The organism is Shewanella sp. SP2S2-4 (genome assembly GCF_031932025.1).
Taxonomy (GTDB): domain Bacteria; phylum Pseudomonadota; class Gammaproteobacteria; order Enterobacterales; family Shewanellaceae; genus Shewanella; species Shewanella baltica.
This window is the reverse complement of record NZ_JAUOER010000004.1, coordinates 215595-230544: the sequence shown is the minus strand read 5'-3', so window position 1 is coordinate 230544 and position 14950 is coordinate 215595. Positions and strand designations below refer to the sequence as shown.

The 14950-nt window shown below is 45.0% G+C and carries 13 protein-coding genes and 1 pseudogene; 9 read left to right on the top strand and 5 right to left on the bottom strand.

From position 1 onward, the window contains the following. Positions 1–1167 precede the first annotated feature (1167 nt). Together Q4Q54_RS05685 and Q4Q54_RS05680 are read right to left on the bottom strand one after the other, a co-directional pair. Positions 1168–2676 carry an EAL domain-containing protein gene (locus Q4Q54_RS05685; RefSeq protein WP_311987947.1) on the bottom strand — a complete coding sequence of 503 codons (1509 nt, stop codon included), beginning with the start codon at positions 2674–2676 and terminating at the stop codon, positions 1168–1170. Between the two features lie 262 nt (positions 2677–2938). Continuing rightward, a pseudogene (locus Q4Q54_RS05680) lies at positions 2939–3404 on the bottom strand (IS3 family transposase); the annotation flags it as partial. Positions 3405–3654: 250 nt separating this feature from the next. Here Q4Q54_RS05680 and Q4Q54_RS05675 point away from each other — a divergent pair. From Q4Q54_RS05675 to Q4Q54_RS05665, 3 genes are all read left to right on the top strand, one after another. After that, the gene (locus tag Q4Q54_RS05675) at positions 3655–4443 is read left to right on the top strand and encodes a type IV toxin-antitoxin system AbiEi family antitoxin domain-containing protein (protein ID WP_311987946.1); all 789 of its coding nucleotides are present in this window, start codon (positions 3655–3657) and stop codon (positions 4441–4443) included. Next, positions 4436–5371, top strand: a complete 936-nt coding sequence (locus Q4Q54_RS05670; protein ID WP_311987944.1) for a nucleotidyl transferase AbiEii/AbiGii toxin family protein — start codon at positions 4436–4438, stop codon at positions 5369–5371. The genes Q4Q54_RS05675 and Q4Q54_RS05670 overlap by 8 nt, the downstream gene beginning before the upstream one ends. Positions 5372–5821: 450 nt before the next feature. After that, on the top strand, positions 5822–6265 hold the full coding sequence (locus tag Q4Q54_RS05665; RefSeq protein ID WP_311987943.1) for a low molecular weight protein-tyrosine-phosphatase: 444 nt from the start codon (positions 5822–5824) through the stop codon (positions 6263–6265). Positions 6266–6495: 230 nt separating this feature from the next. Here the strand turns inward: Q4Q54_RS05665 and ylqF are convergent, their stop codons facing one another. Beyond that, a complete protein-coding gene (gene ylqF, locus Q4Q54_RS05660; RefSeq protein ID WP_259510061.1) occupies positions 6496–7437 on the bottom strand; it encodes a ribosome biogenesis GTPase YlqF in 942 nt (313 codons plus the stop codon). A gap of 150 nt (positions 7438–7587) precedes the next feature. Beyond that, positions 7588–8427, bottom strand: coding sequence for a 2OG-Fe(II) oxygenase family protein (locus tag Q4Q54_RS05655; RefSeq protein WP_311987942.1), 840 nt, complete (start codon positions 8425–8427; stop codon positions 7588–7590). 395 nt (positions 8428–8822) lie between these two features. Between Q4Q54_RS05655 and Q4Q54_RS05650 the strand changes: the two genes are divergently transcribed. Beyond that, positions 8823–9728 carry a bifunctional methionine sulfoxide reductase B/A protein gene (locus Q4Q54_RS05650; protein WP_311987941.1) on the top strand — a complete coding sequence of 302 codons (906 nt, stop codon included), beginning with the start codon at positions 8823–8825 and terminating at the stop codon, positions 9726–9728. Positions 9729–9825: 97 nt separating this feature from the next. On the opposite strand, the gene hemB is transcribed toward Q4Q54_RS05650, so the two are convergent. Next, positions 9826–10809: a porphobilinogen synthase gene (gene hemB / locus Q4Q54_RS05645; RefSeq protein ID WP_311987940.1), complete on the bottom strand. Its 984-nt coding sequence runs from the start codon at positions 10807–10809 to the stop codon at positions 9826–9828. Positions 10810–11160: 351 nt separating this feature from the next. Here hemB and tsaB point away from each other — a divergent pair, with 351 nt between their 5' ends. The 5 genes from tsaB (at position 11161) to Q4Q54_RS05620 (ending at position 14927) form a co-directional block, all read left to right on the top strand. Next, positions 11161–11874, top strand: coding sequence for a tRNA (adenosine(37)-N6)-threonylcarbamoyltransferase complex dimerization subunit type 1 TsaB (gene tsaB, locus Q4Q54_RS05640; RefSeq protein WP_006081354.1), 714 nt, complete (start codon positions 11161–11163; stop codon positions 11872–11874). Positions 11875–11980: 106 nt separating this feature from the next. Continuing rightward, positions 11981–12295, top strand: coding sequence for a hypothetical protein (locus tag Q4Q54_RS05635; protein WP_006081355.1), 315 nt, complete (start codon positions 11981–11983; stop codon positions 12293–12295). Then, on the top strand, positions 12288–13016 hold the full coding sequence (locus Q4Q54_RS05630) for a M50 family metallopeptidase (RefSeq protein WP_006086386.1): 729 nt from the start codon (positions 12288–12290) through the stop codon (positions 13014–13016). The genes Q4Q54_RS05635 and Q4Q54_RS05630 overlap by 8 nt, the downstream gene beginning before the upstream one ends. 210 nt (positions 13017–13226) lie before the next feature. Continuing rightward, positions 13227–14039, top strand: a complete 813-nt coding sequence (locus tag Q4Q54_RS05625) for a methyltransferase (protein WP_311987939.1) — start codon at positions 13227–13229, stop codon at positions 14037–14039. Positions 14040–14060: 21 nt separating this feature from the next. Then, entirely contained in the window at positions 14061–14927 is an 867-nt protein-coding gene (locus Q4Q54_RS05620) for an alpha/beta hydrolase (protein WP_311987938.1), read from the top strand. The last annotated feature ends 23 nt before the right edge of the window (positions 14928–14950 follow it).

Here is a 14950-nt window from a genome sequence, read left to right as displayed (position 1 = left end):
CATTTGTTGCTTTAGTGTTAATTGTTGGCGATAGGGTGAAGAGGGTAAAAGCCAAGGTTTTAGACGGTTTTAGGTGAACAGCAGCTGTCTAGGCCTAGGCTTACTTTAGCCGAGTGCCACTTTACCTATATTAGTCATCTTGCATGGATAGAAAGGGATCGATGATCATGTGCAATTATGAGGAATTTAGACTTTCAGATGGGTGGATTTTGTGTCTCGCCGATGCTCACGGTTTGATTGAAACCGAACGCGACACTTTATGATGATGAGAATCACTCTCAACTCTATGTAGATGCGAACCATTATCATCGCGGGTCCTTCCGGCGCGGTTGATTGCGGGGGCGGCGACACGCAGTGCTTCACTACATATGAGGATTTTAGAGGGCTTGGTTGTTGTTTTATTAGCGGGCTTTTAAGGGGCGTTCATAATTTTGAACGCTATATATGGTGTTGATTATAAATAATTATTTTCGTTACTTTCTCAGAGGGACAAAATTTAGGTATGCTCGGATATACCAACTTCAACAGATCGATTTTGTGATCCTTTGATCTTTGTTGAATGGGCCGATATTTTGCCTCTATGGGTAAGCGAGTCACTATAAAGTGGAGAACAGTGAGGGGGGAGAAACCTACTTTTAGTCTGATTACATCAGAGCATCGCCGCCTAGGCTCATCGATTCGTCCCAGCTTTATCCCAAAATCACTTAACTGATAACTAAATCATTCAAAATCTGCTAACCGGTTAGTACAGCATATGGTTACTGTGATTGTATACAGTGTTCTGATGGGCGTATTCTTCTTTTTATTCCAGTCTCTGCGCATGCTGGGATGAGTGTTTTTGAGACACATGCAGATGAGCTTAAGTCTTGACGAGCTACTCGTGCTGCATCGAGTTAGTTTGCAAGGTCACTAGCATATTATTGGGTAGATAAGACCACAGTTGCTAGTGGTGATAAAAAGCTTAACTCACCCGTGCTCATATCGGGATGCGACCTGTTTATAGAGATGAGTTGACGACAGCGAAAAGCAGCCTGCCTTATGGGTTCTCAACTAAAAGTGTCCAGTTTGGGTTGACCAGAACAGTATGCAGATCAAGAATAAAATGACCCACTAATCCTATGGCATTTCACATTAACAAGGGCTCCTAAGAGCCCTTGTCTTTATGCATTATGAATGATTATGGTAATAATTTAATAACTGATCCAAGGGTAAGGGCCTAGCGTACAAATAGCCTTGATGTATGTATACCCCTTTGGCGGCGAGATAGTCTGCTTGCTCTTGCGTCTCGACACCTTCAGCGATCATCTCCATATTTGCTTCCTGTCCGAAGGCAATAATAGAATCAAGTACAGGAGCCTTTAAATCTTGAGTGCCAATGGTATCAATAAACATTTTATCGATTTTGATACTGTTAATACCAAGCTGTTGTAAATAACTAAAACCACCAAATCCAGTACCAAAATCGTCCAATTTAAAATCATGACATTGGGGGGCGACAGCATTGATTTCAGTGAGTGCCAATTCAAAAAAAGTAATAGGCTTGCGCTCTGTTAACTCGAATGAAATTCGCTTCACACGTTTATCTTGATGGGATTTTAGCCACTCACTGAGTAAGCCAGCCTCTAAATGCTGCGCCACAACATTCACGCTAACCCATCCCTTAAGTCTAGTTAAATCCCGATAAACCTGCTCTAGCAAGCTTTCGGTTATTGATAAGATTAAGCCCGAATCTTCGGCATAGGGAATAAACTGATTAGGTTGTACTAATGTCCCATCAAACCTACGCCAACGTACTAACATCTCTTGACCAACGACTTGCCCAGTTCGGCAATCGACAACGACTTGATAGTAAGGAATAAACTCTTTACGTTTTAATCCCTTCTGGATCAGAGTATCTGTCGAAACCCTTGCTGATATCCAGTTCCAATATAAGATCACTGCAACTATGGCCAACAATAGGGCAATGATTAACAATGACATACCTGTTTTTAGCCCAATATCCTTATACAGCTTATCCCCTGCCTGGAGGACAAAATCTGCATTAAGCCATGTGTCGTGTCGAGATTGTTCAATAAAAATCTGTTGTTGACTTAAGGCTTCGACGCCTCGCGTCAACGGTTTTAGGTCACTATAGGTAATTTGTAACTGGTAGCAATCGGAACATAGCTTTGATAACAGGTCGTTATATACGGAGCTGTTGGTTAATACGACTAATTTATGCTCGCCTAACGGAAACATAAATATCAAATTTCGAGAGCGATCATCGGTCGCCATTGTCGTGGCAATACTTATCGATTTATCGCCGATTAACTGTACATAATGCTGATCAATTTTATAATTCACAGCAGGGCCAATATTTGAACATTTAGTTCCATTGGCTAATTCTAGCTGAATAAACCTCACCATAGTAGGGCTTAATAATGAGCTATTTAGCTGAACAATATCCGCTTCTGAGCAAGTAAATGACAAATTTCTAAAACCATCTAAGTTTTTGAAGTTTTCGATGTTTCCGGAAAACGACCGGCTGATCGCATTGAGATCTTCAGTCACTTTCTGTTTCATTAAGGATGAAGTTAACCAAGGGTAAATTAAGGCTGCAATGAGCAGAGGAAATAGAAACAATAACGCTGTATGTAACCAGCGATTAAAACACCAACCCGGATAAATCCATTTCATACTATTGCACTCACTCATGTTAACCCATGCCATTTTGGCAATACATAAATCTATTTAAAACTAGCCCTATCATTCTAATCGAATTAAATATCCGTTCATTCAGAGCGTTGAAGCCCGCCCTTCGAGAGCCACACAGGCATCCAACTCCGTTATTGCATTGACTTAAAAGGGAATGACCATTTCTTCGTCAATGCGCCTTAGATTGAAATGCCTGTGAGGCTCTGAACAGATTAGATATTTAATGTGATTCCTCATAGTACATTGAGCTTTTATTTAGCATCAGTAAAGCGGCTGCTTCAGTTTAAGGCTTTCTCCTTATAATTTAATTCTCTTTTCAAGAATTTGATTTCAGCCTTGTCCGCTTTAGCCTGCAGCTTAATGGTTTTTGCCTGCACTTCACTGGTTTGAAAACCCGCCAAACAGTCAAGTTTTCACTGCTGAACTTGTTCGCAAAACAAGCCTTTTTCTCGACAATACTGACTAATTTCAGCTTCCGACATTGGCGCTGTTTCAATGATAACAGCAAGCTTAGTTTCAGCTGACCAATCATCGGTTGTTAATGTTTTACCTGGCACGGGGCGACTTTCCTTTTTGGCTTTATCTCGGCAATGATACAAGGTTTGCACTGCCATACTTTCTTCTCGTGCAACCTTTGCGACAGTTAAATTGTGGGGTGGTAATAATTTTTTAAATATTGTGTCTTTACGTTCTTGTGAATACTGAGCCATGTCATTCTTTGTTACCGATCCCTGTCTTTATAAAATAGTGATTTTTAAGGGGTGAGAACTATTCTGACACAGGGGGCCTAACTGCGATTCAGCTGGATGTTTAAGTCTGCCAGAACCGATGCTTTTCTCATTTAGTCAGTTTACATTTTTAGGTAAAATCGTACTTTAGGTGCTATTTAATTGCAATTTTTAAACCACGTTCCTATACTCAGTTTAATTTATTAAATATTTTGGTACTTATGGTACAACTATGCCATCAAAAATAAACTGGCTGATTAATCATACGAGTCCTGGTGCGGTAGTGCTTCAGTCGTGGTTGACACAAAATGAGATCAGCTCATCTTTGGTGAGAAAATATGTGCAGAGTGGTTGGCTGTACAAGATTAGTGCGGGGGTTTACGTTCGTCCTGAGTCAACAGGCAAGTTACAGCCTCATTGGGTTGAAGCGCTCAAGGCTGTGAATGAGCAGCTAAAGCTTCCTGTTCACCTTGCGGGAGTCAGTAGCCTAACACATCAAGGGCTTAGTCATTATCTTCAACTAAGCAGCGAGCAAGTTTGGGTTGGCTGTCAAAGTAAGCTGGCGTTGCCAAAGTGGTTCCGCGAATTGGAAGAGCAAAACTGGCTTTTTTATACCAGTAGCAAGCTGACCCAAACGTTGGAAAAAGACTTTATTACTATAGGGGTGAACAATAGGGAAGTTAAGGCAAGTTGTGCGGAGCTTGCGGCCTATGAAGTCGTCAATGCCATTGGCAAACATATCAGTTTTGAGCATGCCGCGGAGCTGTTTCAAGGGTTAGTGAATCTCAGCCCACGTAAAATTCAGTCAATACTGAATCGAAGTGAAGCCGTACAAGCTAATCGCGTATTTCTCTTTTTAGGCCACTACTATCAACACCAGTGGAGCAAAAGGCTAGATGAGCAGCAAATCACGCTCGGTGCGGGAAAGCGTCAGGTGGTGGCTCATGGCCGTTACGATGGGCGGTATCAAATAACAGTGCCGGCATCGTTTATTAAGACAGAAGAAAATCAATATGAATAAGTCATCGATATACTACCAGCAAGTGACCTTGCTTATTCGGATGCTGCCGCTCGTCGCCCAAGAGAAGGTATTTGCTCTAAAGGGCGGTACGGCTATCAACCTATTTGTACGCAACTTCCCACGCTTATCGGTCGATATCGATTTGGCTTATCTTCCTTTGGAGCCAAGGGAACAAGCGCTACAAAGTGTGAAGGAAGCGCTTGGTCGTTTGACTGCGCAGATCAATCTACAACCGAACCTTAGTGCAGTATTTCAAGACAATAAATATGATGAGCTCAGGGTCGTCGTGACAAGTGATAGAGTGACAATAAAAATTGAAGTCTCTCCTGTTGCGAGAGGTACGCTACACAAAGCGGTATTAATGCCAGTCGTTGAGTTAGTTGAAGAAGAATTTGGGTACGCAGAGATCCCCGTCGTAAGCCTGCCTGATCTATACGGTGGTAAGTTATGTGCAGCGATGGATAGACTGCACCCAAGGGATCTTTTCGATGTTAAAATGCTGCTGGCGGAAGAGGGGATCACTCGAGAGATTTTAGTCGGCTTTCTCACTTATACACTTAGCCATCCAAGGCCTATTAATGAAGTGATGTCTCCACGCTGGAAACCGCTTGATGAAAGCTTTCAAACTGAATTCAATGGAATGACGACAAAGCCGATTAAACTCGATGAGCTTATTTTAACTCGCTCAGAAATGCTGACAGCGTTGCAGCATCACTTTACTGCAAAAGACAGAGACTTTTTATTATCCTTTAAACAGGGTCAGCCTGATTGGTCATTGTTTGATGAACCGAGCGTCGCGGCACTACCTGCGGTGAGATGGAAGCTATTGAATATCCAAAACCTAGCGAAAAACAAATCCAAGCATCAAGAACAACTCATTAAACTGGCTGATGTATTGGAAACGTGGGTTGCAGGTCGGATACTGTAATGTGCAGTGTATTGCCGATTTTATCTGATAGTTCGCTGTTTGTGGGCGTTACTTTGGTTCGACTGATTATTGGACCGTCTCTATTCAGCTGCAGGATACTTCCAAAAAGTGATTTTCTTGAAAATAAAAAATAATTTCAAATAGTACTACATAAATTGCCACAGGGTATTAAACACTACCGTGATGGCTGGAGCATCTGCGCCATTGCCAGTGTCACTCTCGGCGATAACATAGCAGGGTGCAAGGAACAGCATAGACTTGCTACTTATTGAAGTAGAGGTCCAGTTTTGCATCTAGAAGGTGCGTTATTCACACTTTCTCTCTCCAAAACCCAAAATAAGTAATTGATTAAAATAGCATTTAAATTTGTTCAATGTTCTCTACAAAAACACCTCGAATAGCAATTAATTAATTGATTTTATTGCGATTTATCTTGTTTATTGTGTTTATATGGGCAATATCTGCCGCTCACCGACGGCAGAAGCTGTGTGCCGCTTTAAGGTTGCGCAGCGTAGGCTCAATATTGAGGTGGACTCTGCGGGTACTATTGGTTATCACCAAGGGGATACGCCTGACCGCCGTGCTATGGCGGCGGGGGAAAAGCGGGGTTTTAGTTTCGATGGAATGCGGGCTCGGCAGGTTGTGGATGCCGACTTTGAACACTTTGATTTAATTTTGGCGGCGGATAAGGCCAATTTAGCGGATTTGCGTAGTCGTTGTCCGCTTGAGTATCAGTACAAGTTACAGTTAATGCTCTCTTATGCGGATACGCAAGTCACGGAAGTGCCGGACCCTTACTATGGTGGCGAGCAGGGCTTTGAACTGGTGTTGGATTTATTAGAGCAGAGTTTGGATGCCTTGCTTGATAGGTTGACCTCTGGTGCACAAAAGTAGTTGCGCGTGACAGTGTTTGTTAACGCAACATCTTCGTTTATGATAATAAAAAGCCAGCATATTCAATATGCTGGCTTAAATATTAAGCTTGATGAATTAGCTTACTAAGCTTGAATATCAACGCCATTAGCGTCTTATCTTAAATACACTCTAAGCGTTATTTTCAATGCTTGCAGAAATAGTAAGATAACTTGCCGTGATGACTAAGCGTGATGACTACGCGTAATCAGTTAGTCGTTATGGCGCTTACCAGAACGCTTCAATCTTTCTGCTGCGAGTTTAGCTTCTTTTATTGCTTCCTTCTCCGCCATGATGCGGGCGACTTCAATCTTCTCAAGCTCGGCCATCGCAGGCGTTTCTAACGAGAGGAGGCCGATTTTACCTGAGCGGTATTCATGCAGCAATAACTCAGATGCCTTGTGCATATCGATTCGACCACCGGGGCGCAGGGCGCCACGTTTGCGGCCAATGGCTTCGAGTAAAGCCACATCATCCTTTGGTAATTCAGTGAGATTGTAGCGCTCACAAATCTCTTTTGGATAAGCGGTTAAGAAATACTTAGCAGCGAACAGGGCTACATCTTCATATTCCATTGCGGTATCTTTAATGGCACCAGTGACGGCGAGGCGATAGCTGCTGGCTTCGTTATCCACTTTGGGCCACAAAATTCCTGGGGTGTCCGAGAGTACGATACCGTTACGTAAATTGATCCTTTGCTGGGTTTTGGTCACCGCAGGTTCGTTACCTGTTTTGGCGATAACACGGCCAGCTAAGGTATTGATGATGGTGGATTTCCCTACGTTGGGGATCCCCATGATCATAGTGCGAATGTCTTTTTCTGTTTTATCGCGACTCGGCACTAGCTTACGGCAGATATCAGGGATCTTTTTCACCATTGCCGCTTGCAGTGTGGTGATCGCGGTGGCTTTTACGCCTTGTTCGCGTTCTAAGTATTCAATCCATTGCGCAGTGATCTCTGGATCGGCCAGATCAGATTTATTGAGCAGTTTGATACAAGGTTTGTCGCCTCGAAGCTGAGCCACCATGGGGTTTTCGCTACTGTAGGGAATACGCGCGTCCAGCACTTCGATAACAAGATCGACCTGAGGCATTGCCTCTTCAATCTCTTTGCGTGCCTTGTGCATATGCCCTGGATACCACTGAATTGCCATGATAACGCCTTGTCCTAAATAACTTAAAGAACGGCTATTCTACCTTGAAGGTGGCGAATGTCATAAAAAAAGCGCCCTAAGGCGCTTTAATCGCTTAATCCTTGACTGTCTCTTGCGATTGTCACTCGGATTAATAGGCTGAATTAAGGGTTAAATAACCCCTAGTTCGCGCAGTCTTTCCATCAAATAACTGTCGGCGGTATAACGCTCAGACAGCACGACAGCAGGGTTTGGATGCAAAAATAACGGCAAAGAGATCCGTGGTTTGGTTTTATCCGTACCTTCAGGATTGATGACGCGATGTGACGTCGATGGGAAATAACCGCCAGACGCTTCCTGTAGCATGTCACCGATATTGATAATAATGCTGCCAAAATCGCTGGGGACATCTAACCAAGTGCCATCTTTGGCTTTCACTTGTAACCCAGGCACATTGGCCGCAGGTAACACTGTGATAAGGTTAATATCTTCATGGGCGGCGGCGCGAATGGCGCCCATTTCTTCACTGCCCGTCATCGGTGGGTAATGCAGAATACGCAGTAAGGTTTTTTGGCTGTTGGCGATCATTTCTGGCAATGGCATCGAAAACTTGGCTTTTACGTCTTCGGGTGAGTAGGTTTCAATCCACTCTAAAAGTTCTGAAGCCAGCGCATTGGCTTTGTCGTAATAGGCGAGAATATTGGCACGCAGTGAATCGGGGATCCGGCCCCAAGGATAAACGTGATAGTACTCTTTAATGTCTTTGACTGTGTTGCCTTTGGCGGTTTCAGAAATCGATGCGGGGAAGAAACCGTCGTGGGTTTCTTTTTTGAACATATAGTCGTTTTTAGCTTCTGAATTAAAAAAGGCTTGCCACTCGGTGTAGATGTCTTCAACTAAGCGCTTATCAATCGGATGATTAGATAAAACACCAAAGCCAGTTTCCCTAAGTGATTCAACGAATTGCTGGGCACTGTTTTCAGCGCGGTAATCAATGGTTTCTAATTTCATTGTGGTTTCTACTTGTTATATTTAGTTGTAATTTGACCCGCAGCAAGTGTAGCCGTGCGCTTGAGCGGGTGCAAATACTCCGCGAGGGTGAGTGAGAGCAACTGCTGTATTTTCGGTCATTTATGCTGTCGCTTAATGCGCACTGATTTAAATGCTTAGATTAGGACTGACTTAAGTGGCAAGATTTTAGCCGTTAAACCCGTTATTATGGGTTATTGGATGTGTTGTGATTAGATTTGTTGTGATTGGGATTGATGTCAGCCGCATTTTGAAGCCGAGTGCAAGATATCTTGCTTGGAGTGGGTCTTATGTTGGCTTTTTATGGAACAGCTGCTTAATCAACTTAATCAAAGAGTATCAAAATAGACAACGACGTGAGTCGAAAGGGCATTAATATGAACAAACTGACCGATTTTGAACGCTATGTTATCGAAGAAAAAGGCACTGAACGACCATTTAGTGGTGAGTATTATGATCATGATGCCAAGGGTTTGTATTTATGCAAAAAATGCCATGCGCCCTTGTACCGCTCTGAGCATAAATTTAATGCCCATTGTGGCTGGCCAGCTTTCGATGATGAAATCGCCGGCGCTGTAACTCGCCATGTCGACGCCGATGGCCGCAGAACCGAGATTGTCTGTAGCCAGTGTGGTGGCCATTTAGGCCATGTTTTTGAAGGTGAGATGTTAACCCCCAATAATATTCGTCACTGTGTTAACTCCGTTTCTATGGTTTTCAAAGGGATGGATGATGCTGTTGAACCAGCATCGAACAGCTTTGCGACTTTTGGTGCTGGGTGTTTTTGGTGCGTCGAGGCGATCTTTCAAAGCCTCAAAGGCGTGGTGAACGTCACTTCTGGCTATGCCGGCGGTGATGCCCATGATGCCGATTATAAATCGGTTTGCTCGGGCCAAACTGGCCATGCAGAGGTGGTGCATATCGAGTTCAATCCAGAGGAAATTGATTTTACAACGCTGTTGCAGGTCTTTTTTGAGAGTCATGATCCGACTACGCTCAATCGTCAAGGCAATGATAAGGGGCCACAATATCGCTCCGTGGTGTTTGCCCATAATGCTGAGCAGATTGAGCAAACCACTGCTATGTTAACTCAATTAACGACGGCCAAGGTTTTTGATGCGCCGATTGTGACTCAAGTGTCAGCGTTTGAGACGTTTTATCCCGCTGAAAATTATCACAATGATTACTTTGCTTTACACGGTGAGCAGCCTTATTGTCAGATGGTGGTGCGCCCTAAAGTCGAAAAAGTGAAAGCCTTGTTTGCACGATTGCAAAAAGCTTAAGCAGTTAAGCGCAGGATGCTAAATACAAAAACGCCACCGATAAAGGTGGCGTTTTTTATCGGTTTTTTAATGTCCGCAACGGTAGTTACCTAAGTAACTATCTACTCTCGGCTAACCACTGGGCGTATTGTTTGGTGTAATAGCTGACAATCAAATCCGCTCCAGCTCGCTTTAAGCCGATAAAGGTTTCTGTCACCACTGCACGCTCATCCAACGCACCTGCAAGGGCGGCAAACTTGATGCCTGCATATTCGCCGCCGACTTGATAGGCGGCGAGTGGCAAGTGGGTTTCTTGTCTTAAACGGCTTAACACATCCAAGTAGGGCGTACCCGGTTTAACCATCAAGATATCGGCGCCTTCGGCTTCATCTAATAAGGCTTCTAACAGGGCTTGGCGACCGTTGGCATAATCAAGCTGATATCCTTTGCGGTTACCACTGAGTTCACAATCGACCGCCGCTCTGAAAGGACCGTAGAAGGAAGAGGCGAATTTTGCCGAGTGGGCCAGAATCGCCACATGCTCAAAACCTGCGGCATCAAGCCCTTGGCGAATGGCTTTCACTTGACCGTCCATCATGGCCGATGGCGCTAGCATGTCGGCGCCCGCTTTAGCGGCAGTGACTGATTGCTGAACTAAATTTTCGACGGTGAGATCGTTGCAGACTTCATTATTGTGTACCACGCCGCAATGGCCGTGATCTGTGTATTCACAAAAACAAATGTCGGGGATCACCATCATCTCAGGCACGGCGGCTTTAATGGTGCGCACCATGCGGGCGAGCAAGCCATTGTCATCCCATGTGTCGCTGCCTTTATCATCCTTAGTGTGCGAAATCCCAAAGGGCATAACATAACGGATCCCGAGGGCGTAAAGCTCGCGCACTTCTTCCGCCAGTGCAGTCTCAGGTAAGCGGCTGATGCCAGGTAACGTGGAGATAGGCACTGCGTGGGTGATGTGTTCTTCTATGAACAGGGGATGGATGAGATCGCTTAACGAAATATGGGTTTCGCGCAACAGATCGCGCATCGCTTCTGAACTACGTAAGCGTCTTAGGCGACGCAATGGAGGCGTGTTTAACATGAAATATCCTTATCGAAGGCGGGTTAGTGCAATCGTACAATAGTAAAGGAATGGCAAGGAATGAATTCAATCCAGACTTGTCTGCTCTGACAAGCAAAGTTGAAAAAGTTTCCCCAAGCTGGCGGTATTCCTTAATGAGTTTATCGATCATTGACTTAGATCACATAAATCCATCAAGTCCTGATTTGCTGCTGGATATCATGCGGGCGCTATTTTAGCTGACTTGCTTGCTTAGCCCTTTGTTTTCGGGCATTTGATGTTATTATTTGCGCCAGTTTACTCATGGCATATTCGCACAATACCGAAATGGTCAACTTGATGCGAAATCTTGCCCGCTAATCCGGTTTTGAAATGACAATAACACACGAACACTCTGCTTGTATTCTTGCCTTAGACACTTGTACCGAATCCTGCTCAGCTGCGCTGCAATATCAAGGTCAGATTTATGCTGAACTTGCCGATGCGCCGCGTGAACACAGCCAGCGTCTGTTGCCTATGGTCGATTCAGTGCTCAAGCAAGCGGGCATTAGCTTAGATAAAGTGGCGGCGATTGCCTATGGTCGAGGTCCTGGCAGTTTTACGGGGATCCGTATTTGCACTAGCATGACCCAAGGTCTGGCACTGGGGTTAGATTTGCCTGTGATTGGTATTTCAACTTTAGCGGCAATGGCACAAATGGCCATTAGCGAGCATCAAGCCGAGCAAGTGCTGTGTGCCATTGATGCGCGCATGGGTGAAGTGTATTGGGGGCAGTTTGTGGCCGTCGATGGTATTGCGACATTAGTCGGTAAAGAAGTGGTCAGTGCGCCTGCCAACGTACAACTTCAGCTTGATACTGAAGCGCCCATTGTGGCTTGCGGCACCGGTTTTGATGCTTATCCGGATTTACTGGCACTCGGCAAGGGGATTTTAGCTCTCGACGCCGTGAAATATCCCGATGCAAGGGCTATGCTGATATTGGCTGAGACAGGTATCAAAGCAGGGCTAACAACCTCGGTCGATGAGCTTGAACCTGTGTATTTACGTGATACAGTCACATGGAAAAAGTTACCCGGTCGTGAATAAGCTGTTCTTTGCCTGAGTATCTGCTATAGAATCTCAGGCAATTAATGCTAAGCATTCTTTACGATGAATGGCTTAACGATGAATAGTGCAAACTTAAGGCTTCTTGATGCAAGTTAATGTGAATCAAATGAGTTTGACGAATGCTGTAGCGAGTAATAGACCCGCTATCGCTCAGGGGCTAACCGCACCTGAATCGTCACGCCCAGTGATTGAGCAAGATGCCGTCGAAGCCCTTAGTTTAGAAACCCAGCCTAAAAGTAAAAGCGCAGCGGGAAATTTACAGTCAAGGCTCGGCGCCCACCTCGAGTATGAGCAAGATACGCGTGGCCATCAGGGGGCGATAGCCCAATATTTACAAACTCAACATGCCGCCAAACGCGATGAAATTCAGCAAATGGTTGGCGTGGACTTGTATGCTTGAACATCAACAAAAGCCTCCCCGTTCTACCTCGCGATTTTCCTCTTCTAAATTAACAGGTTTAGCCGCCAGCGGTGTACCAAGCCGTGGCTTGTTTATCATCGAGCTGGTGGTGGCGTTACTCATCACTCGCATTCCCTATTTAAGCGTGCCGTTTAAATGGCTTGAAAGCTATTTCCATGAATTGTCCCACGGCATTGCGACGATATTAAGCTCGGGCGTGGTCAGCCATATTCAATTGTTTCCTAACGGCGCAGGCTTTTGTTTTAGCCAAGGCGGTTCGCCGATGTTGATTGGCTTTGCTGGGTATTTTGGCGCGGCCTGTTGGGGATATTTAATCTACTTGCTCGCGACTTGGCCAAAAGGGATCCGCGTGAGCTTTGCCTTGCTGGGCGCTTTAGTGGTGCTAAGCGGCTTGCTTTGGGGAAGGGATATCCTCACGCTGGCGATTTTAGCCGTACTCACTATTATTTTGTTGTTACCGCTTAAACTCAGTCAAAACAAAATGTTGACCCAGTTTTTACGTATTATTGGCTTGATGATTATGCTCAATGCGCTGGCAAGTCCAACTGTGTTGCTCGGGCTTGATGGCCAAGGTGATGCGGTGATGTTGGCCGAACGTTCTTGGATCCCCGCTTGGATCTGGGTGGGACTCTGGTTATTAACCAGTGCCTGCGCCTTGTATTTTGCATGGCGCCGTGTCGATAACGCTGCGAGTCGCTAATCCTTAAGGTCATTTAATACCTCAGGCGTATTGTGTTTCCTCTGGCTTTTTTCCGCTTTGCGCTTTATTGGTTTAGATAAAGGTGAATTGACTCATCACTTTGAGCCATAACCACTTATGTCACTCAAACCTAGGTTTTACGACTTCTATTCCTTGGATTTTTGGCCATTGGCTGCTAGCTTAAGCCTTCGGTATCCATGGAGAATTACAATGAAAAAAGTCACCTTAGTTGCCAGTCTATTGCTTGCTGGTTTATGTTCGAGTGCTACCTACGCCGATGAGAGTTTAGATAAAGTCTTAAAAAGCGATTTTCGTCAGGCTAAAAATGCCAGTCGTGACGTTTATCGTCATCCCGCTGAAACCTTAAGTTTTTTTGGCATTACCCCAACACAAACTGTGATTGAACTCTGGCCAGGTAATGGTTGGTATAGCGAAATATTAGGGCCTTATTTAGCCAAAGAAGGCCAATATATCGCCGCCAGTTTTGAAACCGCTCCCGCGACGGACACGCCTGGAAATCGCTATCGCGCCAATGCCGGCACTAAGTACGAAGCGTGGATGACGGCTAATAAAGACGTCATGGGCAATGCAAAAATGGTCACTTTCGATCCCCCAAATAAGATGGACTTAGGCGCCGATGGCAGTGCCGATCTGGTATTAACCTTCCGTAATCTTCATAACTGGGCATCAAGTGATCAGTTAGAGAATGTGTTTGCTGCGTCATATAAAGTATTGAAAGACGGCGGTGTCTTTGGTGTGGTGGAGCATAGAGCCAACGAAGGGATGAATTTTAGCACTGGCTATATGGACCAAGCGGCCATGGTTGCTCTAGCCAAAAAAGCCGGTTTCACCTTAGTTGAAAGCGCCGAAATCAATGCGAACCCCAAAGATACTAAGGATTATGCCAAAGGTGTTTGGACGCTACCGCCATCCTTTGCTTTGGGTGACACGGATAAAGAAAAATTCCAAGCGATCGGTGAAAGTGATCGTATGACACTCAAATTTGTCAAAAAATCATCTTAATCACCTGACATCAGAGGCATTATGTGGCAATCTCTCGCCCCCCAAAATCAAATCGAATTTGTATTACCTCATATTAAGGTCGCGGGCCGATTATGGGGGGCGAAGGATAAACCTTTATTACTGGCCTTACATGGCTGGTTAGATAACGCCAACAGTTTTGAGCCCTTAGCGGCACATTTACTCGATTATCAAGTGCTCGCCATTGACTGGCCTGGACACGGCTTTTCGATGCACAGGCCGGGGCATTATCCGCTGCATTGGATTGATTACTTGTATGATTTGGATGCACTGTTAACGGCATTACCGCAAAAGCCTGTGGCCATGGTCGGGCATTCGCTCGGTGGCATTATTGCCTCGGCGTATACGGCGACGTTTCCAGAAAAGGTCAACAAGCTGGTATTGATTGAAGCGTTAAGCCCCTTGTCTGAGTCGCCAACGCAGGCGAAAGCACGATTAAGGAAAAGCTTCTATCAACACGAGAAGTATTTAACCCAGAAGCATGGGCAGGCAAAAATTTATGACGGCATAGATACCGCAGTACGGGCGAGAGCACATTTAACAGGACTTGCCCAACCTTGGTGTCGTCTGTTGCTCGAGCGTAATATGCAACCCGAAGGTGAGGGCATAGGTTGGCGCAGTGATCCTCGATTGAGATTAGATTCACCCCAACGGTTAACTTTTGCTCAAGTTGATGCCTTGATGCAGGACATCAATATTGAAACCTTATTAGTCTGCGGCAAACAGGGATTTAGCCAGTTGCAGACCGCCATACCTAAGGCGCGAACTTGGTTCAAACATTTGTCTGAACATATAATCGAGGGCGATCATCATGTGCACATGGACAATGCTGAAGGCGTTGCACGCTTGATCCGCGAATTCGTTAAATAGGCTGCCTTTGCCGCCCTAAAAAA

Coding starts and splice junctions, on each gene's coding strand:
- Q4Q54_RS05655 (WP_311987942.1), bottom strand. CDS start 8,427: ATGAAATTAGAAACCATTGATTACCGCGCTGAAAACAGTGCCCAGCAA.
- ylqF (WP_259510061.1), bottom strand. CDS start 7,437: ATGGCAATTCAGTGGTATCCAGGGCATATGCACAAGGCACGCAAAGAG.
- tsaB (WP_006081354.1), top strand. CDS start 11,161: ATGACAATAACACACGAACACTCTGCTTGTATTCTTGCCTTAGACACT.
- Q4Q54_RS05650 (WP_311987941.1), top strand. CDS start 8,823: ATGAACAAACTGACCGATTTTGAACGCTATGTTATCGAAGAAAAAGGC.
- Q4Q54_RS05635 (WP_006081355.1), top strand. CDS start 11,981: ATGCAAGTTAATGTGAATCAAATGAGTTTGACGAATGCTGTAGCGAGT.
- hemB (WP_311987940.1), bottom strand. CDS start 10,809: ATGTTAAACACGCCTCCATTGCGTCGCCTAAGACGCTTACGTAGTTCA.
- Q4Q54_RS05670 (WP_311987944.1), top strand. CDS start 4,436: ATGAATAAGTCATCGATATACTACCAGCAAGTGACCTTGCTTATTCGG.
- Q4Q54_RS05625 (WP_311987939.1), top strand. CDS start 13,227: ATGAAAAAAGTCACCTTAGTTGCCAGTCTATTGCTTGCTGGTTTATGT.
- Q4Q54_RS05675 (WP_311987946.1), top strand. CDS start 3,655: ATGCCATCAAAAATAAACTGGCTGATTAATCATACGAGTCCTGGTGCG.
- Q4Q54_RS05685 (WP_311987947.1), bottom strand. CDS start 2,676: ATGAAATGGATTTATCCGGGTTGGTGTTTTAATCGCTGGTTACATACA.
- Q4Q54_RS05665 (WP_311987943.1), top strand. CDS start 5,822: ATGGGCAATATCTGCCGCTCACCGACGGCAGAAGCTGTGTGCCGCTTT.
- Q4Q54_RS05620 (WP_311987938.1), top strand. CDS start 14,061: ATGTGGCAATCTCTCGCCCCCCAAAATCAAATCGAATTTGTATTACCT.
- Q4Q54_RS05630 (WP_006086386.1), top strand. CDS start 12,288: ATGCTTGAACATCAACAAAAGCCTCCCCGTTCTACCTCGCGATTTTCC.